Source organism: Amycolatopsis mediterranei (assembly GCF_026017845.1).
Classification (GTDB): Bacteria; Actinomycetota; Actinomycetes; order Mycobacteriales; family Pseudonocardiaceae; genus Amycolatopsis; species Amycolatopsis mediterranei.
On sequence record NZ_CP100416.1, the window covers coordinates 473,415 to 497,347 of the forward strand.

Annotated in this window: 28 protein-coding genes; 19 read left to right on the top strand and 9 right to left on the bottom strand. The window is 71.6% G+C overall.

The window, feature by feature from the left end:
* Positions 1-11 precede the first annotated feature (11 nt).
* Together ISP_RS02475 and ISP_RS02480 are read right to left on the bottom strand one after the other, a co-directional pair.
* Entirely contained in the window at positions 12-884 is an 873-nt protein-coding gene (locus ISP_RS02475; protein ID WP_013222418.1) for an NAD-dependent epimerase/dehydratase family protein, read from the bottom strand.
* Positions 881-1,678 (bottom strand): helix-turn-helix domain-containing protein, encoded by a 798-nt coding sequence (locus ISP_RS02480; RefSeq protein WP_230468687.1) that lies wholly within the window; start codon positions 1,676-1,678, stop codon positions 881-883. Before ISP_RS02480 ends, ISP_RS02475 begins: the two co-directional genes overlap by 4 nt.
* Before the next feature lie 87 nt (positions 1,679-1,765).
* Between ISP_RS02480 and hemB the strand changes: the two genes are divergently transcribed.
* From hemB to ISP_RS02520, 8 genes are all read left to right on the top strand, one after another.
* Positions 1,766-2,737, top strand: a complete 972-nt coding sequence (hemB, locus tag ISP_RS02485; protein WP_071831526.1) for a porphobilinogen synthase — start codon at positions 1,766-1,768, stop codon at positions 2,735-2,737.
* Between the two features lie 17 nt (positions 2,738-2,754).
* Positions 2,755-3,291 (top strand): heme-copper oxidase family protein, encoded by a 537-nt coding sequence (locus tag ISP_RS02490; RefSeq protein WP_013222421.1) that lies wholly within the window; start codon positions 2,755-2,757, stop codon positions 3,289-3,291.
* Positions 3,288-3,734, top strand: coding sequence for a hypothetical protein (locus ISP_RS02495; protein ID WP_013222422.1), 447 nt, complete (start codon positions 3,288-3,290; stop codon positions 3,732-3,734). The genes ISP_RS02490 and ISP_RS02495 overlap by 4 nt, the downstream gene beginning before the upstream one ends.
* 13 nt (positions 3,735-3,747) lie before the next feature.
* Positions 3,748-4,086 (top strand): hypothetical protein, encoded by a 339-nt coding sequence (locus ISP_RS02500; RefSeq protein WP_013222423.1) that lies wholly within the window; start codon positions 3,748-3,750, stop codon positions 4,084-4,086.
* A gap of 62 nt (positions 4,087-4,148) precedes the next feature.
* Positions 4,149-5,465, top strand: coding sequence for an efflux RND transporter periplasmic adaptor subunit (locus ISP_RS02505; protein WP_013222424.1), 1,317 nt, complete (start codon positions 4,149-4,151; stop codon positions 5,463-5,465).
* Positions 5,462-6,166: an ABC transporter ATP-binding protein gene (locus ISP_RS02510; RefSeq protein ID WP_013222425.1), complete on the top strand. Its 705-nt coding sequence runs from the start codon at positions 5,462-5,464 to the stop codon at positions 6,164-6,166. Before ISP_RS02505 ends, ISP_RS02510 begins: the two co-directional genes overlap by 4 nt.
* A complete protein-coding gene (locus ISP_RS02515) occupies positions 6,163-7,365 on the top strand; it encodes an ABC transporter permease (protein ID WP_013222426.1) in 1,203 nt (400 codons plus the stop codon). The genes ISP_RS02510 and ISP_RS02515 overlap by 4 nt, the downstream gene beginning before the upstream one ends.
* A gap of 11 nt (positions 7,366-7,376) precedes the next feature.
* On the top strand, positions 7,377-7,964 hold the full coding sequence (locus ISP_RS02520) for a hypothetical protein (protein ID WP_013222427.1): 588 nt from the start codon (positions 7,377-7,379) through the stop codon (positions 7,962-7,964).
* Positions 7,965-7,972: 8 nt separating this feature from the next.
* Here the strand turns inward: ISP_RS02520 and ISP_RS02525 are convergent, their stop codons facing one another.
* Positions 7,973-8,449 carry a TspO/MBR family protein gene (locus ISP_RS02525; RefSeq protein WP_013222428.1) on the bottom strand — a complete coding sequence of 159 codons (477 nt, stop codon included), beginning with the start codon at positions 8,447-8,449 and terminating at the stop codon, positions 7,973-7,975.
* Between the two features lie 60 nt (positions 8,450-8,509).
* Between ISP_RS02525 and hemL the strand changes: the two genes are divergently transcribed.
* From hemL to ISP_RS02560, 7 genes are all read left to right on the top strand, one after another.
* Positions 8,510-9,811, top strand: coding sequence for a glutamate-1-semialdehyde 2,1-aminomutase (gene hemL / locus ISP_RS02530; protein ID WP_013222429.1), 1,302 nt, complete (start codon positions 8,510-8,512; stop codon positions 9,809-9,811).
* Positions 9,808-10,434, top strand: a complete 627-nt coding sequence (locus ISP_RS02535; RefSeq protein ID WP_013222430.1) for a histidine phosphatase family protein — start codon at positions 9,808-9,810, stop codon at positions 10,432-10,434. Before hemL ends, ISP_RS02535 begins: the two co-directional genes overlap by 4 nt.
* Entirely contained in the window at positions 10,431-10,997 is a 567-nt protein-coding gene (locus ISP_RS02540) for a TlpA family protein disulfide reductase (protein ID WP_013222431.1), read from the top strand. Before ISP_RS02535 ends, ISP_RS02540 begins: the two co-directional genes overlap by 4 nt.
* 416 nt (positions 10,998-11,413) lie before the next feature.
* Positions 11,414-12,187: a cytochrome c biogenesis CcdA family protein gene (locus ISP_RS02545; RefSeq protein ID WP_013222432.1), complete on the top strand. Its 774-nt coding sequence runs from the start codon at positions 11,414-11,416 to the stop codon at positions 12,185-12,187.
* Positions 12,184-13,779, top strand: coding sequence for a cytochrome c biogenesis protein ResB (resB, locus tag ISP_RS02550; RefSeq protein ID WP_013222433.1), 1,596 nt, complete (start codon positions 12,184-12,186; stop codon positions 13,777-13,779). Before ISP_RS02545 ends, resB begins: the two co-directional genes overlap by 4 nt.
* A 3-nt stretch (positions 13,780-13,782) precedes the next feature.
* Positions 13,783-14,751, top strand: a complete 969-nt coding sequence (ccsB, locus tag ISP_RS02555) for a c-type cytochrome biogenesis protein CcsB (RefSeq protein WP_013222434.1) — start codon at positions 13,783-13,785, stop codon at positions 14,749-14,751.
* A 75-nt stretch (positions 14,752-14,826) separates the two neighbouring features.
* On the top strand, positions 14,827-16,164 hold the full coding sequence (locus ISP_RS02560) for a MinD/ParA family ATP-binding protein (protein WP_013222435.1): 1,338 nt from the start codon (positions 14,827-14,829) through the stop codon (positions 16,162-16,164).
* Between the two features lie 116 nt (positions 16,165-16,280).
* On the opposite strand, the gene ISP_RS02565 is transcribed toward ISP_RS02560, so the two are convergent.
* Together ISP_RS02565 and ISP_RS02570 are read right to left on the bottom strand one after the other, a co-directional pair.
* Entirely contained in the window at positions 16,281-16,466 is a 186-nt protein-coding gene (locus ISP_RS02565; RefSeq protein WP_013222436.1) for a hypothetical protein, read from the bottom strand.
* 146 nt (positions 16,467-16,612) lie between these two features.
* Positions 16,613-16,825 carry a BldC family transcriptional regulator gene (locus ISP_RS02570; RefSeq protein ID WP_003081896.1) on the bottom strand — a complete coding sequence of 71 codons (213 nt, stop codon included), beginning with the start codon at positions 16,823-16,825 and terminating at the stop codon, positions 16,613-16,615.
* Positions 16,826-17,101: 276 nt separating this feature from the next.
* Between ISP_RS02570 and ISP_RS02575 the strand changes: the two genes are divergently transcribed.
* From ISP_RS02575 to cds1, 3 genes are read left to right on the top strand one after another with little or no spacing between them, the layout of a single operon-like run.
* Positions 17,102-17,575, top strand: coding sequence for an Lrp/AsnC family transcriptional regulator (locus tag ISP_RS02575; protein ID WP_014466559.1), 474 nt, complete (start codon positions 17,102-17,104; stop codon positions 17,573-17,575).
* Between the two features lie 11 nt (positions 17,576-17,586).
* A complete protein-coding gene (locus ISP_RS02580; protein ID WP_013222438.1) occupies positions 17,587-17,868 on the top strand; it encodes a DUF4229 domain-containing protein in 282 nt (93 codons plus the stop codon).
* Positions 17,865-18,947: an L-cysteine desulfhydrase Cds1 gene (cds1, locus tag ISP_RS02585; RefSeq protein WP_013222439.1), complete on the top strand. Its 1,083-nt coding sequence runs from the start codon at positions 17,865-17,867 to the stop codon at positions 18,945-18,947. The genes ISP_RS02580 and cds1 overlap by 4 nt, the downstream gene beginning before the upstream one ends.
* On the opposite strand, the gene ISP_RS02590 is transcribed toward cds1, so the two are convergent.
* The 4 genes from ISP_RS02590 to ISP_RS02605 all read right to left on the bottom strand — a co-directional run bounded on the left by ISP_RS02590 (position 18,944) and on the right by ISP_RS02605 (position 22,152).
* Positions 18,944-19,816, bottom strand: a complete 873-nt coding sequence (locus tag ISP_RS02590; protein ID WP_014466560.1) for a 1,4-dihydroxy-2-naphthoate polyprenyltransferase — start codon at positions 19,814-19,816, stop codon at positions 18,944-18,946. The genes cds1 and ISP_RS02590 overlap by 4 nt on opposite strands.
* A gap of 97 nt (positions 19,817-19,913) precedes the next feature.
* On the bottom strand, positions 19,914-20,051 hold the full coding sequence (locus ISP_RS02595) for a hypothetical protein (RefSeq protein WP_014466561.1): 138 nt from the start codon (positions 20,049-20,051) through the stop codon (positions 19,914-19,916).
* A 51-nt stretch (positions 20,052-20,102) separates the two neighbouring features.
* Positions 20,103-21,227 carry an o-succinylbenzoate--CoA ligase gene (menE, locus tag ISP_RS02600; RefSeq protein WP_176742122.1) on the bottom strand — a complete coding sequence of 375 codons (1,125 nt, stop codon included), beginning with the start codon at positions 21,225-21,227 and terminating at the stop codon, positions 20,103-20,105.
* Between the two features lies 1 nt (position 21,228).
* Complete coding sequence (locus tag ISP_RS02605) at positions 21,229-22,152, bottom strand: 1,4-dihydroxy-2-naphthoyl-CoA synthase (RefSeq protein WP_013222442.1); 924 nt, start codon at positions 22,150-22,152, stop codon at positions 21,229-21,231.
* 57 nt (positions 22,153-22,209) lie between these two features.
* Here ISP_RS02605 and menD point away from each other — a divergent pair, with 57 nt between their 5' ends.
* Positions 22,210-23,886, top strand: coding sequence for a 2-succinyl-5-enolpyruvyl-6-hydroxy-3-cyclohexene-1-carboxylic-acid synthase (gene menD, locus ISP_RS02610; protein WP_014466562.1), 1,677 nt, complete (start codon positions 22,210-22,212; stop codon positions 23,884-23,886).
* Positions 23,887-23,933: the final 47 nt, after the last annotated feature.

Consider the following 23,933-nt stretch of genomic DNA (forward strand, 5'->3'; position numbering starts at 1 on the left):
CTTCGCTCGTTTCAGCGGGCGTTGTCCTCGCGCCACTTCAGGTAGTCGGCCACCGAAGCCGGGACGTCGAACTCCGGCTTGAAGCCGGTGTCCTCCGTGAGCAGCGAGATGTCGAGGTACGGGCCGTTCCTGCCGCCCAGCTGAAGGGTTGTGCCCAGGGCGGCCGCGAACTCGCCGTACGTGAACGGGCGGCCGCTCGACACGTTGTAGACCTCGTGGTTCAACGTCGCAGCCGTGGTCAGCAGGGCGATCGCGCGGCCCGCATCTGGGGCGTAGCAGACGTCGCCACCGTCGTCGGCGTGCATGTGCGAGGTTCCCGTGTTGACCAGCGACGGGATCGGGCAGAACGGCGACTGAGGGTCGACCAGGGGGCCCCAGATCGTGCCGATCCGCAGCAGGACCGGCTGGACGCCGCTGCCCGCGAGCGCGTGCGTCGTCAGCGGCTCGACAGCCTTCTTGAACGCGATGATCAAGTGCGGCAGCGAAGCGGTCGGCAGGGAGAGGTCCTCCGTCCAGGGGATCTCCGGACGGCCGATGTACACCCCGAGGCTGCTCGCCACCGCGAACCGGCGGACACCCCACGTCCGGGCCGCGGCCAGGGCGTTGAGCAGGCCGGTCGTGTCCGTGCGGAAGAACTCGACCGGATCCTCGCCCGGAATGCTGCCGGCGAGGTGGACGATGTCGGTGATCGCGTGACGCTCGCCGAGGGCGAGGAAGGCCTCGCGATCGGTCACGTCGAGTTGTTCGACCGTGACCCGGCCCTCGAGGAACGACGGAACTTCGCCGCGTCGGTGGGACGTCACGACCACGTCGTGGCCGAGGTCGAGGAGCGCGCGGGCGGTGTGGGCGCCGATCATGCCGAGGCCGCCGGTGACGAGGATCATCGCGCCAGGCTAGGGACGCCGGGCGGCGAGTTCTTGAACGAATCGCGCAGGAACGGCAGGTAGGACGCCGAGTGGTCGTGGCCGCAGGCGCACTCCTCGACGCTCCCGCCGAGCAGCGCCCGCGGGGTGAGCCCGGTCAGGCGGAGGCACTCGCGGCTCAGGTGGGCTTGGTCGGCGTACCCGGTGTCGGCGGCGAGGCCGGCCGGGCTGCCGGCGCCCGCCTGGGCCAGCGCGAGGAAGCCCTGGAACCGCAGCGTCCGCTGGAGGACCTTGGGGCTCACCCCCACCGCCTGCAGGCACCGGCGGCGCAGCTGGCTGGGGGAGAGCGCGAGGTGCCCGGCCAGGGTGTCGATGTCGACCGGGTGCCACGGCATCAGCCGCCGGACGGCCTCGTTCACCAGCGGATCCACCGCTTTCACCGGCAGCCGGGCCTGGACGACCTCGAGCGCGCGCTCCGGGGAGCCGGCCGTGGCCACAGCCTCGGCCAAGCGGTCGTCCGCCAGGTCGACGTGCTGGTCGACCAGGTCGACCAGGTCGTCCAGGGGCACCGGGAGCGGCGGCGCGGCGCCCGGCCGGAACCGTACGCCGACGAGGGTCGTGCGTGGCGGGATGATCTCGAGCCGCGCCGCGGTCAACGGGCCGAGCAGCCGGGGCCGGCCACCGATCGGGAAGTGGAGCTCGATGCCCCCGGTCGGCAGGTGCCGCTGGACGTACGGTGCGTCACCGGCGCGCTGGACCCAGACCGTCCGCACGTGGCCGGCCAGCGCGGGCACGGGGAGGCGTTCGACGTACACCTTTCGCACCGAAGCGGTTCCGCGGGACCGGCGTCAAGCGCACCCTTGCGGAACTCCGGCCACCGCCGCGGGAGTAACTTGGTAAGGGTGTTCCCCGAGCATCGTCCCCGCAGGCTTCGCACCACCCCGGCCATGCGCAGGCTGGTGGGCGAAACGACGCTGCGGCCACGCCAGCTGATCCTCCCGATGTTCGTCGCCGAAGGGATCGACTCGCCGCGGCCGATTTCGAGCATGCCCGGCGTCGTCCAGCACACCCGCGACACGCTGCGGAAGGCCGCCGTCGACGCGGTCAACGCCGGCGTCGGTGGCCTCATGCTGTTCGGCATCCCGGCCACGCGCGACGCCGAGGGCTCCGGAGCCGTCGACGAAAAGGGCATCCTCAACGTGGCCCTGCGCGACCTCCGCCACGAGCTGGGTGACGCCACCGTGCTGATGGCCGACACCTGCCTCGACGAGTTCACCGACCACGGCCACTGCGGCGTCCTCGACGCCGACGGCGGGGTCGACAACGACGCCACCCTGCGGATCTACGCCCAGATGGCCATCGCGCAGGTCGAAGCCGGGGCGCACGTGCTCGGGCCGTCCGGGATGATGGACGGCCAGATCGGTGTCATCCGCCGGGCGCTCGACGAGGTCGGGCACAAGGAGGCGGCGATCCTGGCGTACTCCGCGAAGTACGCCAGCGCGTTCTACGGCCCCTTCCGCGAGGCCGTCGACTCGCAGCTCAAGGGCGACCGCAAGACCTACCAGCAGGACCCGGGCAACGGCCGCGAGGCGCTGCGCGAGATCGAGCTGGACCTCGCCGAGGGCGCGGACATGATCATGGTCAAGCCCGCGCTGGCCTACCTGGACGTCATCAAGGCGGCCGCGGACATCTCCCCGGTGCCGGTGGCGGCCTACAACATCTCGGGCGAGTACGCGATGGTCGAGGCCGCGGCGGCGAACGGCTGGCTGGACCGCGAGCGGACGGTTCTCGAGGTGCTGACGTCGATCCGCCGCGCGGGCGCCGACCTGATCCTGAGCTACTGGGCCGCGGAGGCCGCTGCCTGGCTGGACTGACCCGTTAGAGTCCACGCGTGGAAGACAAAGAGGACCTCACGGGTCTGACCGACGACGAACGGCGCAAACGCGGCCGGTCGCCCGACCCGGTGCTCCCCGGCGAGCGGGCCCCGAAGGCGGCACCCCCGCGCCCGGTGGCCGTGTCGTTCTGGCTCTGGCTGGCCGGCGGCGTCGTGCTGATCCTCGGGTACGTCCAGCTGCTGACCGGCAAGTCCGCGGTCATCGACCGGTACGTCAAGGGGACGACCGATCCGAAGATCACGCCGCAGATGATCGCGGACGGCGTCACGGCGATGCTGTGGTTCCTCCTCGTCGGGTCGGCCGTGTTCAGCCTGCTGTTTCTGCTCTTCGCGTACAAGGCCCGCGAAGGCACCCGCTCGGCCCGGACGGTGCTGACCGTGCTGCCGATCGTGATGCTGCTGCTGATCTTCACCTTCGCGCCGGTGCTCACGTACCTGACGTTGGTGGCGGTGCTGCTGTTCGTGATCGCGCTGGTGCTGCTGTACCTGCCGTCGGTGAGCGGCTACTTCCCCAAGGTGGGCAAGAAGCCGTGAGCGACCGGCTCTACGCCGAGTCCGGCGTGAGCTGGGCGGCGATCGGCTGGGGCCCGCTGTTCGCGCTGGTGGGCGCGCTGGCGGAGCTCGCCACCGGCGGCCCGGTGCACGGGGTGGGCTGGCTGATGGTCGGGTTCGCGCTGGCCGTCATCACGCTGCCGTGGGTGTACGCGCGCCGCCGGTTCCTGTCCCTGGAGGTGACGACCGAGCAGCTGCGGCAGGGCCGGGAGCAGGTGCCGGCCGCGCAGATCGCCGAGGTCACCGACGTCGGGACGCCGGTCGGCGCGCGCGTGCTCGGCGGTGGCTGGTCGGTGCCGCGCAAGTACGACTCGCTGCCGGTGAAGCTGGCCGACGGCACGGTCGTGCTGGCGTGGGCGAAGGACGTCGAGGCCCTTCAGGACGCGCTGGACCGGCTCGTCCGGGCGACGCCGCGTGAAGCATGAGAAAATCCCCGGTGTGATCGACCTTCCGCAGCCCACCGGGGCCGAGCTCTGGCCGCCGGAAGAACCCGGCCCGCGTGCGCGGCTGCACAAGCCGTGGCGGACGCTCGTCGCCGCCGTGGAGGTCGTGCTCGCCGTCGTCGCCGGCTGGGCCGCCTACTCGTGCTGGCACAGCAGCGTCGCCACCGTCGTGACCCGGACCGACGACGGGGCCGTGCTCGAGTCGCACCGGTACTTCGGCGGCCTGCTCGCCGCCGCCATCGGGCTCGGGACCGTGGCCGCGTTGCTGCTGGTCGACGCGGTGCGTCAGCTGTCGCTCGCCATCCGTGCGCGGAGTGCCAAGACCAAGGCCTGATACACAGCTCGCGCACAGGAAACGAACAGTCTCCTGCTAAGCAGCGCCACCATGGTTGCCGCATGACGCGCGTGCGTGCCTCGAAGGCATGGGTGATCAACGGAGCTCTGGTCGTACTGCTGGCCGGGGCGGGATTCGGGATATACCAGGCATTCACCCCCGAACCGAGCTCGGCGCAGGCCCAATCGCGCAGCACCCCGGTCCGCCGGGCGACGGTCACCGAGACCGTCTCCGCCGCCGGGACCCTCGCCAGCAGCTACACCGGCGCGGCGAACTTCGCGACGGCCGGCAAGGTCACCTCGATCGACGTCAAGGTCGGCGACGTCGTCAGCGCCGGGCAGAAGCTCGCCACCGTCGACAGCACCCAGGCGGCGAAACAGCTTCAAGTCGCGAAGGCGAACCTCGCCGTCGCGCAGAACGCCCTCAACACCGCCGAGACGGCCGAAGCCACCCCGGCCACCGGACAGAACAGCCAGAACAGTCAGAACGCCCAGAACAGCGCCCAGGCCGCGGCCAACAACGTCACCTCGGCGCAGGCCAAACTCGACCAGGCCCAGCTCGACGTCCAGACCGCGCAGCAGACGCTCGACAACACGACGCTCTACGCGCCCGGCGCCGGCACGGTCACCGCGATCAACGGTGCGGTCGGGCAGCAGTCCTCCAGTGGTTCCTCGGCGACGAGCCAGTCCTCGAGCAGCGGCAGCGGTCAAGGCGGCCAGGGCTCGTCCTCGAACTCCGGCGCCGCCGCGTCGAGCAGCAGCAGCTCCGGCAGCGGGTTCATCACCATCACGAACCTGACCGGCCTGGTCGTCAACACCTCGGTCGCGGAGATCGACGTCAGCAAGGTCAAGGCGGGGCAGAAGGCCACCGTGACGCTCAACGCGCTGCCGGACAAGCCGGTCCAGGCCACCGTGTCGAGCATCAACCTGACCCCGACCACCAGCGGCAGCGTGGTCTCCTACGGCGCGCAGCTGGCCCTGACCAGCCCGCCCGACGGGCTGCGGCCCGGCCAGTCGGCGAGCGTGGTGATCACCGTCGCCGAGGCGGACAACGCGCTGAGCGTGCCGGCCGCGGCGGTGCAGACCGTCGGCAGCACCAACCTCGTCACCGTGCAGGAAAACGGGCAGAACGTCCCGCGTCAGGTGCAGGTCGGGCTGCGCGGCGAGGCGACGGTCCAGATCACCTCCGGGCTGACCGAGGGCGAGAACGTCGTGCTCACCGGGACGGCCTCGACCGGAGCCACCGGCGGAACCGGGCGCACGGGCGGGACCGGCGGGTTCCCCGGCGGCGGAACCGGTGGCTTCCCGGGCGGCGGCCAGCGCGGCACGGGCACGGGCACGGGCACCGGCGCCGGTGGCGGTTTCGGCGGACGCGGATGAACCCGGTGATCGCGGTCTCCGGACTGCGCAAGACCTACGGGGCCGGGGAGACGGCGGTGCACGCGCTGCGCGGCGTCGACCTCACCGTGTGGCCCGGCGAGTACGTCGCGATCATGGGCGCGTCCGGCTCCGGCAAGTCGACGCTGCTGAACATGCTGGGCTGCCTGGACGTGCCGACGTCCGGCCAGTACCTGCTCGACGGCTTCGGTGTCGGCAAGCTGAACGAACGGCAGTTGTCGTTGCTGCGCAACCGGAAGATCGGGTTCATCTTCCAGTCGTTCAACCTGGTGCCCCGGACGTCGGCTTTGTCCAATGTGGAACTACCGCTTGTCTACAGTGGACTACGCCGGTCCGAGCGTCGCCGCCGTGCCCTCGCGGCGCTGGAGATGGTCGGGCTCTCCGACCGGGCCAAGCACCTCCCGAGCGAGCTCTCCGGCGGCCAGATCCAGCGCGTCGCGGTGGCGCGGGCGCTGGTCACCGGCCCGGCGATGCTGCTGGCCGACGAGCCGACCGGCAACCTCGACCGGCGCAGCACCGAGGACGTCCTCGGCGTGTTCGACCGGCTCAACCGGCTCGGCCGCACCATCGTCGTCATCACGCACGAGGACGAGGTCGCCGCACACGCGCACCGCGTGGTCCGGGTCGACGACGGCCTGATCGTGTCGGACGAGGTCACGCGCGCGGTGGGGGCGGTCTCGTGAACCTCCTGGAAATCCTGCGCTTCGCCGTCCGCGGCCTGACGGCGAACAAGCTGCGCTCGGCGCTGACCACGCTCGGCATCACCATCGGCGTCGCCGCGGTGATCCTGCTGGTCGCGGTGGGCAACGGCGCGTCGGCGGCCATCGCGGCCAGCATCCAGGGCCTCGGCACCAACGTCGTCAACGTCTCCCCGGCGCGCGGCGGCGGGCAGGGCGCGACGGCCCGGCCGCTGACCGTCCAGGACGCGCACGCGCTCGTCGACCCCGTCGGCGCACCGGACGTCAAGGCCGCGTCGCCGGTGGTCAACACGACGGCGACCGCGACCTACGGGCAGACGTCCTACGACATCTCCAGCGTCGCCGGCACCGAACCCGCCTACTTCAGCACGACCAACCGCGAACTCGCCCAGGGCCAGCTGTTCACCGGCGAGGACGTCACGGCCGCGCGGAAGGTCGTCGTGCTCGGCCCGACGACCGCCCAGTCGATCTTCGGCACGGCCGATCCGGTCGGCAAGAACGTGCTGCTGAACAGCATCCAGTTCACCGTGATCGGCGTGCTGCAGGCCAAGGGCAGCACCGGGCTGCAGAACGCCGACGACGTCGCCATCGCGCCGATTTCGGCGGTCCAGAACTCCCTCGCCGGCTACGGCAGCCTCAGCCAGATCGCCGTCCAGGCCACCAGCGCCGACTCCGTCTCGCTCGCCCAGTCCGAGATCACCGCGATCCTCAACGCCCGCCACGGCATCCGGCTCGGCGGCACCCCGGACTACCAGATCCAGAACTCCGAACAGCTGCTGGCGACCCGGACGTCGGCGACCGAGACGTTCACCGTGCTGCTGGCCGCCGTCGCGGCGATCTCGCTGCTCGTCGGCGGCATCGGCGTCACCAACATCATGCTCGTCACGGTGACCGAGCGGATCCGCGAAATCGGCATCCGCAAGGCCATCGGCGCCCCGCGCGCGGCCATCCTCGGCCAGTTCCTCGCCGAAGCGACCATGCTCAGCCTGTTCGGCGGCCTGCTCGGCGTCGCGATCGGGCTGATCGGCAGCCGGTTCACCATCTCCGGGATCAAACCCGTGGTGGTGCCCTCGTCGATCCTGCTCGCCTTCGCGGTGTCCGCCCTGATCGGGCTGTTCTTCGGCAGCTTCCCGGCGAACCGGGCCGCCAAGCTCCGGCCCATCGACGCCCTGCGTCACGAATAAGGAGTTCCCGCATGTCCACCCCCACGACGACGCCGCCGGGTGACGAGCCGACGGCGATCCTGCCCGCCGTCGAGCCGACCGCGGAGCAGATCGTCGCCAGCCCGGCGGTCGACGGTGACCTGAACGCCGAAATGCGCCGGGCCGCGAAGCCGTTTTCCCGCACCACGCTGGTGCTCGCCGGGCTCGTCGCGTTCGCGATCGCCTTCGGCGGCGGCGCCTGGACGCACGCGGCGTTCGGCTCCGCCACGCCCGCGCGCCCGGGCGGCACCGCCGGCGGCGCCCAGGCCCGTGGCCAGGGCGGGACCGGCCAGCCCAGTGGGACCAGCCAGCCCGGCGGCACCGGCCAGCAGGGCGGCGGGTACCGCGGCGGCCGCGGCACCACGGGCACGATCGACCACGTCGACGGCACCACCGTCTACGTCAAGACCGCGCAGGGCGCCGACGTCAAGGTGTCCACATCGGACTCGACCACGGTCGGGGTGACCCAGCAGGGCAAGCTGTCGGACCTCAAGCCGGGCGCGACGGTCGTCGTCCAGGGCCAGGCGGGCGACGACGGCACGGTGGCCGCGCAGGCCATCACCCAGCAGGCCGCGCGCTAGTTGAGGTTCTAGTTCAAAACGAGGACCGCCGTGTTGAGCGCCGTCGCGTAGAGGATCCAGGCGAGGTAGGGCACCAGGAGCGCGGCGGCGGCCTTCGACCGGCGGCCGAACAGGACGATCGTCACGACCACGACGACGTCCAGCAGCACGATGTCGGCCAGGGCGAGCCCGGCCGCGCCGCCCTCGAAGAACAGCGGGGTCCAGAGCAGGTTGAACAGCAGGCCGATGCCGTACGCGGCGAACCCGCGCGTCTCGCCGTCCGTCCGCCAGTACAGCCAGCCCGCCACCGCGATGGTGACGTACAGCACTGTCCACACCGGACCGAACAGGGACGCGGGCGGCGCCCACGACGGCTGATCGAGCCGCGCGTAGACCTCCTTCGCCGACGTCGCGGCCAGGGCGCCGACCACGGCCACCACGGCGACGACGCCCAGGAACCCGGCCAGCACGAGCCACTGGTTGCGGTGCGGGGCGCGTTCGGTCACCGGCTGTTCCCCTCCCGGGCGGCTGACCGTCATCTTAAGCGGGTTTGGGAGACTGAGGAGGTGAGCACTGGAACCGAGCAGTCCAAGGCATGGTTCGACCGCGCGAAGGCGGCCATCCCGGGCGGGGTGAACTCGCCGGTCCGGGCGTTCAACTCGGTCGGCGGCACCCCGCGGTTCATGGTCCGCGGCGAGGGCCCGCACCTGTGGGACGCCGACGGCAACCGCTACGTCGACCTGGTGTCGTCCTGGGGCCCGATGATCCTGGGCCACGCGCACCCGGCGGTCGTCGAGGCGGCGCGCCGGGCGGCGACGTCCGGGCTCTCGTTCGGCACGCCGACGATCGGCGAGGTCGAACTGGCGGAGGAGATCATCGGCCGGGTCGAGCCGGTCGAGCGGGTCCGCCTGGTCAACTCGGGGACCGAGGCCACGATGAGCGCGATCCGGCTGGCCAGGGGATTCACCGGCCGGTCGAAGATCGTGAAGTTCGCCGGCTGTTACCACGGCCACGTCGACGCGCTGCTCGCGCAGGCCGGCTCCGGCGTCGCGACGCTCGGGCTGCCGACCTCGCCGGGGGTCACCGGAGCGCAGGCCGCGGACACGCTGGTGCTGCCCTACAACGACCTCGACGCGGTCCGGAAATCCTTTGTGGACAACCCGGGCGAGATCGCCGCGGTGATCACCGAGGCGGCGGCCGGCAACATGGGCGCGGTCGCGCCGGACGCCGGCTTCAACGAAGGGCTGCGCGACCTGGCCCACGAGCACGGCGCGCTGCTGATCATGGACGAGGTGATGACCGGGTTCCGCGTCTCGGCCGCGGGCTGGTTCGGCCTCGAAGGCGTGGCCGGCGACCTCTACACGTTCGGCAAGGTGATGTCCGGCGGGCTGCCGGCGGCGGCCTTCGGCGGCCGCGCCGACGTGATGGCCAAGCTCGCCCCGGGCGGGCCGGTCTACCAGGCCGGGACGCTGTCCGGGAACCCCGTCGCGGTGGCCACGGGCCTCGCGACGCTGCGCGCGGCCGACCACGCCGTGTACGCGGCTCTCGACGCCAACGCGAAGCGCCTCGGCAACCTCTTCCACGCCGCTCTGAGTGAAGCGGGGGTCGCGCACAACGTCCAGTACGCGGGCAACCTGGTGAGCGTGTTCTTCGGTGAGACGCCGGTCCGCGACTACGCGGGCGCGCAGGCGTCCGAGACGTGGCGCTTCCCGCCGTTCTTCCACGCGTTGCTCGACGGAGGCGTGTACGCACCTCCGAGCGCGTACGAAGCCTGGTTCGTCAACGCGGCCATGGACGACGAAGCGTTCTCCGTGATCGAAGCGGCCTTGCCCGCGGCGGCGCGCGCGGCGGCGGGGGCCGTCCAGTGACCACCGTCGTCCACATGCTGCGTCACGGCGAAGTGCACAACCCGGAGAAGATCCTCTACGGCCGGCTGCCGGGCTACCGGCTCTCGGAGCGCGGGCAGCGGCAGGCGCTGACGGTCGCCGAAGCCGTCGCCGGCCACGACCTCGTGCACGTCGTCGCTTCGCCGCTGCAGCGGGCGCAGGAGACGGCGGCTCCGATCGCCGCCGCCCACCGGCTGGACATCGCGACCGACGAGGGCCTGATCGAGGCGGGCAACCAGTTCGAGGGCCTGCACGTGGCGGTCGGCGACGGCGCGCTGCGCGAGCCCCAGCACTGGCCGAAGCTGGTGAACCCGTTCAAGCCGTCGTGGGGCGAGCCCTACCTCGAGATCGCCCACCGGATGCTCGGCGCGGTCCACCGGGCCCGCGAGGCGGCGGACGGGCACGAGGCTCTCTGCGTGTCGCACCAGCTGCCGATCTGGACGCTGCGGCGGTTCCTCGAGGGCAAGCGCCTGTGGCACGACCCCCGGCGCCGCCAGTGCTCGCTGGCGTCGCTGACTTCGCTGGTGTTCGACGGCGACGAGCTACGCGAGATCGTCTACAGCGAGCCCGCCGGCACGACCGACCCGAAGGTGACCGGGGCATGAAACGCCTGGTCGCGGCGGTCGTGCTCGCGGTGCTGACGCTCGCCGGGTGCAGCGCGGGCAAGGACGCGGTGGTGCCGGGCAGCAGCTTCAGCTTCGTCTCCCCGGGCGGCAAGGTCGACATCGCCTACGACGCCGCCCAGCGCCAGACGGCCCCGGTCCTGGCCGGCGAAGACCTGATGAACGAGGGCAAGCAGCTGTCGCTGGCGGACTACGCGGGCAAGGTCGTGGTGCTGAACCTGTGGGGCCAGTGGTGCGGCCCGTGCCGCACGGAGGCGCCGGAGATGGAGTCCCTGGCGAAGCAGGGTGTGCAGGTGGTGGGCATCGACGTCCGCGACCCGGCGCGCGAGGTGGCCCAGGACTTCGTCCGCGACCGGCAGCTGACGTACCCGTCGATCTACGACCCGGACGGCCGGGTGCTGCTCAAGCTGACCGGCTACCCGCGCAACATCATCCCGTCGACGATAGTGCTGGACAAGCAGCACCGCGTGGCGGCGGTGTTCCTGCGGCCGGTGCTGGCCCAGGACCTGCTCCCGGTGGCCCAGCGGCTGACCGCGGAGGCTTGAGCGGGGCTTTTGCCGGGGCGGCACGGCCGGCCGGCTCGGGAGCGCGGCCCGCCCTTCCCTTGGGGGGACCTCCCTGGTCCAGTTTATCGGCGGGGTACGACAGAACCCCGAAATCGCCGGTCGGCAAGCGGAGCCATCCACAACTCGGCCGGGCTGTGGATGAATCAGGCGGAATCGGGTCCGTTCGTGCCGGGTGGGGTCCGGAATCGGGCCATCCCGGGCCGCGGCCTCGCCGCAGCAGCGCGGACCGCTACCGAACCACGCCCCGGGCCCGGCACCAGAAAACCAGAAAACCCGGCCACCCGGGCCACAACCCCCGAAACCCCCGGGACCAAGGTCCTGATCTGCTGTGACCGAGGTCCTCCAGAACCGGCCCCGGAGTTCTCACCAGGACCTCACTGCCTACCCTCAACGGGGTGAACTCCGTGACCGAGCTGGCGATCTCCGGACCGCTGCTGCTCGCCGCGGGTGTGGCGCTGCTCGCCGGCGCGATCTCGTTCGCCTCGCCGTGCGTGGTGCCGCTCGTGCCGGGTTACCTCGCCTACCTCGCCGCGCTCGTCGGGGCCGAGGCGCCCGCCGTCAGCGCCGATGAGGAACGCAAACAGGGCCGGTGGGCCGTCCTCGGTGCCGCGCTGCTGTTCGTTCTCGGGTTCACCGTCGTGTTCGTCGGCACGTTCGGCACCCTCGTCTGGCTGACCGCCACCCTCACCCTCAACCAGGACCTGCTGCAGCGCCTCGGCGGCGTGCTCACCATCGCCATGGCGCTGGTGTTCCTGGGCTGGATCCCCGGCCTGCAGCGCGATGTCCGCTCCCACCACGTCCCGCGCGGCGGCATCTGGGGTGCCCCGCTGCTCGGGGCGATCTTCGGGCTCGGCTGGACGCCCTGCATCGGCCCGACCCTGTCGGCCGTCACCACGCTGGCCAGCGCGACCGGCGGCGCCGAAGCCCGCGGATACCTGCTGATCGCCGTCTACTGCCTGGGCCTCGGGCTGCCGTTCCTGCTCATCGCGCTCGGCGCCCGGTGGGCCGTGCGCGCCACCGACTGGGTCCGCCGGCACGGCCGCCAGGTGCAGATCTTCGGCGGCGTGCTGCTGCTGATCGTCGGCCTCCTGCTGGTCACCGGCGTCTGGGGAGATCTGATGGGCTGGATCCGCAACGAACTCGCCATCGACCTGAGGCTGCCGCTGTGACGACCACCGAGGCACCCCCGAAGACCCCGCAAGGCCCCACGCCCGCCAAGCGCACCTTCGCCTTCGCGCGCAACACCTGGCGCGGCCTGACGTCGATGCGCACCGCGCTCGTCCTGCTGTTCCTCCTCGCCCTGGCCGCGCTGCCGGGCGCGCTGCTGCCGCAGCGGAAGCTCAACGCCCCCAAGGTCGCCGAATACATCACCGCCCACGGCTGGTGGGGGACGCTGCTCGACAAGCTCGAGTTCTACGACGTCTACTCCAGCATCTGGTTCTCGGCCATCTACCTGCTGCTGATGATCTCGCTGATCGGCTGCCTGACCCCGCGCAGCTTCGAGTACGTCCGGGCGATGCGCGCCAAGCCGGTGCTGACGCCGCGCAACCTCGCGCGGATGCCGCACTACCGGCTCGGGCGGGGCAAAACCGACGTCGCCGCCGAGATCGCGGCCGTCCACAAGCAGCTTTCCGGCTGGCGCCGCATCGAGCGTGAGGAAGCCGACGGCGTCCGCACGATCTCGGCCGAACGCGGGTTCCTGCGCGAGACCGGCAACCTCGTCTTCCACTTCAGCATGCTCGGCCTGATCGTCTTCTTCGCCATCGGCAAGCTCTACGGCTACGAAGGCCAGGTCATCGTCCAGGCCGACGGCGACAGCTTCTGCAACGCCGGCATCTACAACTACGACTCCTTCAACGCCGGCCTGCGCGTCGACGGCACCGACCTCGACCCGTTCTGCGTGAAGGTCCACGACTTCACCGCGCGCTACACCGCCTCCGGCCAGCCCGACTACTACCACTCGAACATCGAGTACCAGTCCGGCCCGGACCTCGAGACGGGCATCTGGCGCCCGTACGGCCTCGAGGTCAACTCGCCGCTGCGCACCGCCGGCGACCGCGTCTACCTGCTCGGGCACGGCTACTCGCCGAAGTTCACGGTCACCTTCCCGGACGGCTCGCAGCGCACCCAGAACACCCAGTGGCGCACGGTCGACCCGAGCACCATGCTCGCCGAGGGCGCGACGAAGTTCGACCAGCCCGGCATCACCGACGAGGTGCAGCGGCGGACCCGCCAGCTGGCCATCACCGGCCTGTTCGCGCCCACGGCGTTCCTGCACGGCAGCGTCCTGACGTCGTCGGCGCCCGAGGCGGACGACCCCGCCGTCGCCGTCGACGTCCTGCGCGGCGACCTGGGCCTCGACGCCGGGCGCGGCCAGTCCGTGTTCGAGGTCGACCAGACCCTCGTCGACGACGGCAGGCTGAAGAAGGTCGCCCGCCAGAACCTGAAGGTCGGCCAGGAGCTCAAGCTCGACGACGGCACGAAGGTCCGCTTCGACGGCGTCGGCCAGTGGGTCTCCCTGCAGGTTTCCCACGACCCCACGCAGGGGTTCGTGCTCGGCTTCGCCATCGCGATGTTCCTCGGCCTCGGCGGGTCCTTGCTGGTCAAGCGCCGCCGGCTGTGGGTGCGGGTGAAGCCGGGAACCGAGGACGACCCGGGTACCGTGATCGAGGTCGCCGGGCTGGCCCGCACCGACCAGGCCGGGTACGGCGAAGAGTTCCACCGGGTCAGTGAACGCTTGATCAGTGGGCAGAAGGGCTGAGGCATGCCGATCAACGAGACGCTGTCGACCTACAGCGACTGGCTGTACACGACCACCGCGGCGATCTACGTCGTCGCGCTGATGCTGACCCTGATCGAGCAGGGCTTCGGCGCCAAAGGCCGGCTCGCCACCGAGCGCGCCAAGCTGCGGGCGCGCGAGCTCGTCGGCGCCGGCGGGCCGCCGGTCGAAGAGGTCCCGGCCGCCCAGCGCGAGGTCGGCCGCCCCGAGCGGATCGGCCGGATGGGCGCGTCGCTGCTCGTGCTCGGCGCGGTGCTGCAGCTGACGGCGATCGTGCTGCGCGGGCTCGCCGTGCACCGTGCGCCGTGGGGCAACATGTACGAATACGGCATGGCGGTCACCTTCATCGCGGTGGTCACCTGGATCGTCGTGATGTGGAAGTTCCCGGTCCGGCACCTCACCGGCTTCCTGCTGCTGCCCGTCGTGATCCTGATGTTCGTCAACGGCACGCTGCTGTACACGATCGCGGCGCCGGTGCAGCCCGCGCTGCAGTCGTACTGGCTGGTCATCCACGTCTCGGCGGCGATCATCGGCTCCGGCGTCTTCCTCGTGCCGGGCGTCGCGAGCGTGCTCTTCCTGTTCCGCGCGGCCTACGAAAAGGACGCCACGAAGTTCGCCCGGTTCGCCTCGAAGCTGCCCGCGGCCGACGTCCTCGACCGGATCGCCTACCGGACCACCATCTTCGCCTTCCCGGTGTTCACCTTCGGCGTGCTCTGCGGCGCGGTCTGGGCCGAGTCGGCGTGGGGCCGGTTCTGGGGCTGGGACCCCAAGGAGACCTGCGCGTTCATCGCCTGGGTGGTCTACGCGGCCTACCTGCACTCGCGGGCGACCGCGGGCTGGCGCGGGGCCCGGGCGGCGGTCATCAACATCGTCGGGTTCGCCGCGATGATCTTCAACCTGTTCTTCGTGAACCTCGTCTCCGTCGGCCTGCACTCCTACGCCGGGGTGGGCTGAGCAGCCCGGGCGTCCGCCGACTACCGTCGTCACCGGGGGCGGAGTGTCAGGCGGAGCGCGTGGAGGTTTTCACCGGTGACCGGACCCAGCGAAGAATCGGCTCCAGGCCACCCCGAACAGGCTGAACCGGCCGCTGCCGCACCGCAGCCGGGCCTGTTCGCCGACGATCGGACGGACTCGCACCCGCACCCCGAGACGTCGGGGGCGTTCGACGTGCAGCCGACGCAGGCGGTGGCGCCGCCGCCCAACCCGGCGGTTTCGGGGCCGCACCAGGTGCCCAATCCCGCCGTGTCGGGGCCGCACCAGGTGCCTTACGGCTACGACCGGAACCTGCCGCCGCTGCAGCCGCAGTACGGCGACCCGGCGCAGCAGTACCAGGCCAACGCCCAGTACCCGCAGCAGCCGTCCGGGCCGCAGCAGCCCTCCGGCCTGCCGCAGCCCCAGGGCGGCCGGCACGCGGCGCCGCAGCAGCCGGGGCACGGGCATGACCTGTCGACCGCGCACCTGGTCAAGCAGACCAGGCGGCCCCCGCAGTCCGGCTGGCGCAAGGCGCTCTACGTCGGCAGCGGGAAGCTGGTCAACCCGGGGGAGAGCCCGGCGGACACCCGTCGCCGCGAGCTCATCGCCCGCGTCAACCAGCCCCTGCGCGGCTGCTACAAGATCGCGATGCTGTCGCTCAAGGGCGGCGTCGGCAAGACCACGGTGACGACGACGCTGGGCTCGACGTTCGCGTCCCTGCGCGGCGACCGCGTCGTCGCCGTCGACGCCAACCCGGACCGCGGCACGCTGTCGCAAAAGATCCCGCTGGAGACGACCGCGACGGTCCGCCACCTGCTGCGTGATGCCGCCCGCATCACGCGCTACAGCGATGTCCGGTCCTACACGTCGCAGGGCTCCAGCCGGCTGGAGATCCTGGCCAGCGAGCAGGATCCAGCCGTCTCGGAGGCGTTTTCCGAGGACGACTACCGGCGCACGGTCAACCTGCTGGAGCACTTCTACAACATCGTGCTCACCGACTGCGGGACCGGCCTGATGCACTCGGCGATGAAGGGCGTCCTGGACGTGGCGGACGCGCTGGTCGTGGTCTCGTCCGGCTCGGTCGACGGCGCCCGCAGCGCCTCGGCGACGCTGGACTGGCTCGAAGCCCACGGCTACGGCGAGCTGGTCAAGCGCTCGGTGGCGGTGATCAACTCGGTCCGGCCCAAGGGCGGTTCGGTCGACCTCGACAAGCTGTCGGCGCACTTCGGCGCGAAGGTCCGGGCGGTGTGCAAGGTGCCGTTCGACCCGCACCTGGAGGAAGGCGCCGAGATCGAGCTGGACCGCCTGTCCGGCGACACCCGCTTGGCCCTGCTGGAGCTGGCCGCGACCGTCGCCGACGGCTTCGCGACCCCGCTCTCCCAGGGTTACCGCTGACCCCGCCTACCGGCCTGACCCCAACGCAGTGAATGACTCATTCCTTGCATCCGATGCAAGGAATGAGTCATTCACTGCATCCGGGGGCGGGCGGACGGGCGAAGGTAAAGGGCCGCCTAGAGGTCTTCGTCCCGGCGTTTGCGCTGCTGTTCGGCCAGCTGGCGCAGGAAATCGGGGTCGTCGTCCGGGGCGAGCGGGGCGCGGCGCGGAGTCGAGGGCACCCCGATCCGCTGACCGGCGAACGACCGCCACAGGAGCAGGGCGACGACCAGCGCGCCGACCGCCGCGAGCAGAGCGAGCATGCCGGATCCTTCCGTATGGCTGCCTGTCCCCCGAGGTTAACCTCTCCGGCCGTGTGGTGGGCCTGAAGCCGGGTCACCAGAGCACGAAGGCCGTGTCGGGACGGGGTGGTTCCCCCTACCCGACACGGCCCTGGCGTCCGGTTGGTTCAGGCGTTGCGCGCCGGTTCGCTGGCGTCGGTGGTCAGCTCGGCGAGGAGCTCGTTCACCTCGGACTCCCGGAACCGCCGGTGCCCGCCCGGGGTCCGGATCGAGCCGATCCGGCCGGCGGTCGCCCACCGCGTCACCGTCTTCGGGTCCACTCGGAACAGCGCTGCCACCTCGCCAGGGGTGAGCAGGCGTCCGCCCATCGTCGCGGTCATTTTCCGCCTCCTTAACGAACTCACTGCTATACCGGAGGCGTCCGGGCCTTCTGCCCGTCGCGCCGGGGTAGCCAACACGGCAATCGTTGCACTTCACCCGTCGGGTACTCGAACGGTTGTCCGCGAGTAAAGAGCCCTTAAAGGTCAAAACGGACAGAATGTTCGCCGTGGCAGCTACCGTCCGGTGACTTGACGTGCGAGGACGTCCCTCGCCTGGCCACCGGCGGCGAGGCGTGGTGCCAATGGGGGATTGTCCAACCGCATAGAGTGATCCCCGTGGATCAGTTGGACCGGAAGATCATCGCAGCGTTGCGCATCAACGGACGGGCCACCTACGCCGATCTCGGACGAGCCGTCGGGCTGTCCGCGTCGTCGGTGCACGAGCGCGTGGGCAAGCTGGAGGCCGCCGGCGTGATCACCGGCTACCACGCGGTCGTCGACCCGAGCTCGGTCGGGCTCGGCGTCACCGCTCTCGTCAGCATCCACCCGACCGACACGGCCACGGAGGACGACGTCGCCGACGCGCTCGCCGAGCTCGACGAGGTCGAGAGCTGCTACGCGGTGGCCGGCGACGAGGCGTTCGTCGTCAAGGTGCGCGTGTCGACCGTCGACGAGCTCGAGCGCACGCTGGGCCGGCTGCGCCGCATCGCCGGCGTCGGGCGGACGAACACCACTGTGGTGCTTTCGACGCGGTTCGAGGGCCGCCCGAACAACGCGGGCCTGCAGAAGGACCGGCCGGCCGGGGCGTAACCTGCGTTGATGTGAGCGACGTGAAGGCCGACCACCTGCCCCGTGACCTGACGCTGTACCTGCTGGCGCGGTTCGTGCTGGTCGGGGTGATCGCGTGGGCGCTGTCCCTGACCGGGGTGCCGCTGCTGGTCGCGCTGGTGATCGGCCTGGTCGTCGGCTTGCCGCTCGGCCTGCTGCTGTTCCGCCCGCTCAACGCCCGCGTGACCGCCGGGCTGGCCAAGCGCAACGAAAAGCGGGCCCGCGCCCGGGCCGAGCTGCGCGCGCAGCTGCGCGGGGAGGGACAGCCCGAGTGACCCGCCCGCACAACCGCAGCTGGGTCCGCGAGGCCGTCCGGATCATCGAGGCCGACGCCAACCGCAGCGCCGACACCCACCTGCACGTCTTCCCGCTGCCCCCGGAGTGGGGCATCGACCTGTACCTCAAGGACGAGTCGGTCCACCCGACCGGCTCGCTGAAGCACCGGCTGGCCCGGTCGCTGTTCCTCTACGGGCTCGTCAACGGCCAGATCGGGCCGGACACCGTGCTCGTCGAGGCCTCCAGCGGGTCGACCGCGGTGTCCGAGGCCTACTTCGCCCGGATGCTCGGGCTGCGCTTCATCACCGTCGTGCCGCGGCGCACGTCGAAGGAGAAGATCGCGCTCATCGAGTTCTACGGCGGTGAGTGCCACTACGTCGACCAGGCGCCGGCGATGTACCCCGAGGCGGAGCGGCTCGCGGCCGAGTCCGGCGGGCACTACCTCGACCAGTTCACCTACGCCGAGCGCGCGACGGACTGGCGCGGCAACAACAACATCGCCGAGTCGGTGTTCGCGCAGATGCGCTCGGAACGCCACCCGATCCCGGCGTGGATCGTCGTCGGCGCGGGCACCGGCGGCACGAGCGCGACCTTCGGCCGGTACGTCCGCTACAAGCGCCACACGACGAAGGTCTGCGTCGTCGACCCGGAGAATTCGTCGTTCTACGGCGCCTGGGAGACCGGGGCGCTGGACTACGGCACCGGCATGCCGTCGCGGATCGAGGGCATCGGACGGCCACGCTGCGAGCCGTCGTTCGTCCCCGGCGTCATCGACGAGATGTTCCGGATCCCCGACGCGGGCTCGCTGGCGGCGATCCGGCTGCTGCGCGAGCGGACCGGCCACTGGGCGGGCGGCTCGACCGGCACGAACCTCTACGGCGCGTTCCGGCTCATCTCGCGGATGGTCGAGGACGGCCAGGCGGGCAGCGTCGTGACGCTCTTGTGCGACGGCGGCGAGCGGTACGCGCACACCTACTACAACGACGAGTGGCTGGCCGAGCAGAACCTCGACCTGGCGCCCCACACGGCGTTGTTCGAGGAGTTCCTGACGACCGGGAAGTTCGTCCCGGAGAGCTAGAGGTTCATCAGGACAGCGGTGCACACGGCCCAGGCGAGCATGGCGAAGCCGGTGTCGCGCAGGGCGGGGATCAGCTCGCGCCCGGTCTTCCCGCCGTGGACCACGCCGACCGCCGGGAGCAGCAGGCCGACGGTCAGTCCGGCCAGTGCCGTCAGGCGGTAGTCGGTGGCTGCGAAGACCAAGCTCACCAGGACCGGGACCGCCACCAGCGTCAGGTAGAGCCGTCGCGTGCCCTTGTCACCCAAGCGGGTGGCCAGGGTGCGCTTGCCTGCCTCGATGTCGGTCGGGATGTCGCGCAGGTTGTTGGCCGTCAGGACCGCCGTCGAGAAGCAGCCGACCGCGACCGCGCACGCCAGCGCCGCCCAGCTGACCCGGCCCGCCTGGACGTACACCGTGCCGAGGACGCCGGCCAGGCCGAAGAACACGAAGACGGCGATCTCGCCGAAGCCGTAGTAGCCGTAGGGCTTCTTGCCGCCGGTGTAGAACCACGCGCCGACGATGCACAGCGCGCCCATCGCCAGCAGCCACCAGTGCCCGCTGACGGCCACCAGGACCAGGCCCAGTACCCCGGCCAGGCCCAGCGCGATCAGCGCGGCGGTGAGCACGGCCTTCGGGGCGGCCACGCCGGAGCCGACCAGCCGGAGCGGGCCGACGCGGTTTTCGTCCGTGCCGCGGATGCCGTCGGAGTAGTCGTTCGCGTAGTTGACGCCGACGATCAGCGAGAGGGAGACCAACAGCGCCAGCACCGAACGCCACCAGGAGAACGCGTCCAGCGCGATCGCCGCGCCGACGCCCGCCACCACCGGCGCCACCGCGTTGGGCAGCGTCCGCGGCCGGGCCCCTTCGATCCACTCGCTCAAGCTCGCCATGGCGCCATTCAACGCCATGGTGATCACCCGCGAGCGGGAACCCGCGAAGTCTTCCGGGGGTTCCGGGTGGCGGAGCCCCCGGCCCGGGACGTCATGGTCAGTCCGAGGTCGGCAGCTGCCAGACGAGCGAGCCGCTGTTGGGGTCCACGTCGTCGGCGAGAGCCGCGCTCGCGGGCAGCAGGACGCCCAGCGTGACGGCCGTGGCGACGAGAGCAGTTCTGATCCAGCGCGTCATGGTGAGTAGCCAAGCGGGCGCACCCCGTGCGTGTCAACGAACTGCCGCCATTCAGCCGGTCGGACGCGGCTCGAGCCGGGCCTTCACCGCCGCCCGGTCGACCTTGCCCGGCCCGCGCAGCGGCAGCTCGGCGCCGAATTCGATGCGCTTCGGGGTGGCCGCCGCGCCCAGTTCCGCGCGGACGGCGGCGCGCAGGTCGCCGTGCTCACCCCGCGAGACGACCAGGGCCACCACGGCCTCGCCCCACTCCGGGTCCGGCACCCCGACGACGCAGGCGTCCCGCACCCCGGGCTGGGCGCAAAGACACCGCTCGATCGCGTTCGCCGACACCTTCACGCCCCCGGTGTTGATCATGTCGTCGGCCCGGCCGAGGACCTCGATGCGGCCGTCGCCGTGCCGGACCCCGCGGTCGGACGTCGTGAACCAGCCGTCCGCGAACGACTCCTCCGTCAGGTCCGGCCGGCGCCGGTAGCCGTGCGCGAGGACGTCCCCGGCGATCCGGATCCGGTCACCGGAGAGGTCGACGCGGACGCCGTCGAGGGGGAAGCCGTCGTAGACGCAGCCGCTGGCCGTCTCGCTCATCCCGTACGCGGGCACGATCCGCACCCCGGCGTCGGCGGCGCGCTCCCGCAGGGCGGCCGAGGTCGCCGCCGCGCCGACCACGATGGCGTCGAACGTCTTCGCCGCGGCCAGCCCCGCGCCGCCGTCGTCGAGCAGCCGAACGAGCTGGGTCGGCACCAGGGCCGTGTACCGCGGGCCGCCCTCCAGCCGGGCCGCCGCGGCCGCGAAGTCGTCCGGGCGGAAGCCGGTGCCGGTGAGCAGCACCGGGTCCGTCCCGGCCAGCAGCGACCGGACCAGCACCTGGAGCCCGCCGATGTAGTGCGCCGGGGTGGCCAGCAGCCAGTGCCCCGGCCCGCCGAGCCGGGCGTGCGTCGCCTCGGCGGACGCGGTCAGCGCGCGGGCCGACAGCAGCACGCCCTTGGGCGCGCCCGTCGAACCCGAGGTGGCGATGACCACGGCGGTGCCCGGTTCGGCGGGCTCGTCCGGCGCCATGGCGTCGCGCAGCGCGGGGTCGGTGAACGGCAGGACCGCCGGGCCGCCGCCCAGCGCGGCCGCGACGGCCGCCTGCAGCGTCTCGAGCGCTTCGGGCGAGCCGTCGAGGTGGACCGGGAGCAGCTCAGTAGTAATAGGGGACGTCCTTGAAGTCGGGGTCGCGCTTCTGGAGGAAGGCGTCACGGCCTTCGACGGCCTCGTCCTGCATGTAGGCCAACCGGGTGGTTTCGCCGGCGAACAGCTGCTGGCCGACCAGGCCGTCGTCGGTGAGGTTGAACGCGTACTTCAGCATCCGCTGCGCCGTCGGCGACTTGCGGGTGATTTCCCACGCCCAGGTCAGGGCCTCTTTTTCCAGCTCGGCGTGCGGGACGACGGCGTTGACCGCCCCCATCCGGTGCATCTGCTCGGCGGAGTACTCGCGGCCGAGGAAGAAGATTTCGCGGGCGAACTTCTGCCCGACCATCTTCGCCAGGTAGGCCGAGCCGTAGCCGCCGTCGAACGAGCCGACGTCGGCGTCGGTCTGCTTGAACTTCGCGTGTTCGGCCGAGGCGAGCGTGAGATCGCACACCACGTGCAGGGAGTGCCCGCCGCCCGCGGCCCAGCCCGGCACCACCGCGATCACCGGTTTCGGCATGAACCGGATGAGCCGCTGGCACTCGAGGATGTGCAGCCGGCCGGCCCGCGCGGGGTCCACCGTGTCGGAGGTCTCCCCGCTCGCGTACTGATAGCCGGAGCGTCCGCGAATACGCTGGTCACCACCGGAGCAGAACGCCCACCCGCCGTCCTTGGGCGACGGGCCGTTCCCGGTGAGCAGGACACAGCCGACGTCGGCGCTCATCCGGGCGTGGTCGAGGGCCCGGTAGAGCTCGTCGACGGTGTGCGGCCGGAAGGCGTTGCGGACCTCCGGACGGTCGAACGCGATGCGCACCACGCGTTTGCCGCCACGGTTCTCAGCGGAACGGTGGTAGGTGATGTCGGTGAAGGCGAAACCTTCGACCCCGGTCCACGCGGCGGGGTCGAACAGCTCGGAAACTCGGGCGTCATCCACGTTTGCGAGGATAGGACCTGTGGACATGACTGATGGCGGCGTACCAGGGGCGTGCCGGTGAACCCTTCCACCGCGCAGGCCAGGGTCATCGTCGACGAACTCGTCCGCAACACCGTTTCGCACGTCGTCCTCTGCCCGGGCTCCCGCAACGCGCCGCTGTCGATCGCGCTGTACGACGCGGCCGCGGCCGGGAAGCTGCGGCTGCACGTCCGCATCGACGAGCGCGGGGCCGGCTTCCTCGCCCTCGGCATCGCCGCGCGCACCGGCCGTCCGGTGGCCGTGCTCTGCACGTCCGGCACCGCGGCCGCGAACTTCCACCCGGCGGTGCTCGAGGCCGACCGGGCCGGTGTCCCGCTGATCGTGATGACCGCCGACCGGCCGCCCGAGCTGCGGGCCGCGGGAGCGTCGCAGGTCATCGACCAGCACCAGCTCTACGGCGACGCCGTCCGCTACTTCGACGAGCTGGCCGTCGCCGAGCGGCGGGCGGGGCAGAACTCGTACTGGCGAAGCCAGATCTGCCGGGCCTGGAACGCCGCCTACGGCGAGTGGCGCTGCGGGCCGGTGCACCTGAACATCCCGTTCCGCGAGCCGCTCGTGCCCGATTTGGACGATGACGGGGAATGGTACGAATCGCTCGACGGCCGGGCCGACGGGTCCCGCTGGACCGAGCTGCCGGACTTCGGCGCGCTGCCGTCGTTCGTGGTGCCTTCGGCGCGCCACGGCCTGGTGATCGCGTGCGACACCGGCGTCCAGGCGGCCAGCGAGTGGGCCGAGCAGCACGGCTGGCCGGTCGTGTCGGAGACCGGCGGCCTCGGGCTGTCCGGCGGCACGGCGATCTCGTCCGGGGTGTGGCTGCTGGCCGTCGAGGAGTTCATCAGCAGGCACAAGCCGGAGCAGGTGCTCTGCCTCGGCCGTCCGACGGTGTTCCGGCAGATCCAGCAGGTGCTCTCGGACGCCGAGGTCGAGGTGCTGCTGGTGCGCCCGGACTCGGACTGGCCGGCGCCCGCGCACAACGTCCGCCAGGTCGGGCAGTGGTTCGACGAACCGACCAAGCCCGCCGACCCGGAGTGGCTGGCGAGCTGGCGCCGGGCCGACGCGGCGGCCGCGTCCGCGGTGGCGGCGACGCTGGCCGACGAGCCGTGGCCCAGCGGGCTGCGGGTGGCCACCGAGCTGGTGGACGCGCTGCCCCCGGACTCGCTGCTGGTGGTGGGCTCGTCCAACCCGACCCGGGACGTCGCACTGGCCGGCCGGCTGCGGCCGGACGTCCTCGTGCACCGCAACCGCGGCGTCGCGGGCATCGACGGCACGGTTTCGACGGCCATCGGCGCCGCGTACGTGCACCGCGGCCCGTCGTACGCGCTGCTGGGCGACCTGACGTTCCTGCACGACGCGTCAGGCTTGCTGACCGGGCCCGCCGAGCAGCGGCCCGACCTGACGATCGTGGTCCTCAACGACGACGGCGGCGGCATCTTTTCCCTGCTGGAGCAGGGGGCGCCGGAGCATTCGGCCAGCTTCGAGCGCGTGTTCGGCACGCCGCACGGCGCAGACCTGGGCGCGCTGTGCGCCGGCTACCGCGTCCCGCACGTCGTCGCCGAGACGCTGACCGAGTTCCAGGCGGCGCTGGCGCCCGCGCCCGGGCTGCGGGTCGTCGAGGTGCGGGTGGACCGGTCGCGGCACCGCGACCTGCACGCCCGCCTGCGGGCGGCGGTCTCCTCGGCCGTCTCCGCGGTCTGACGTCAACCGCTTTCCGGGTACTTTCCCAGCAGGCAAGAAACCTCCCT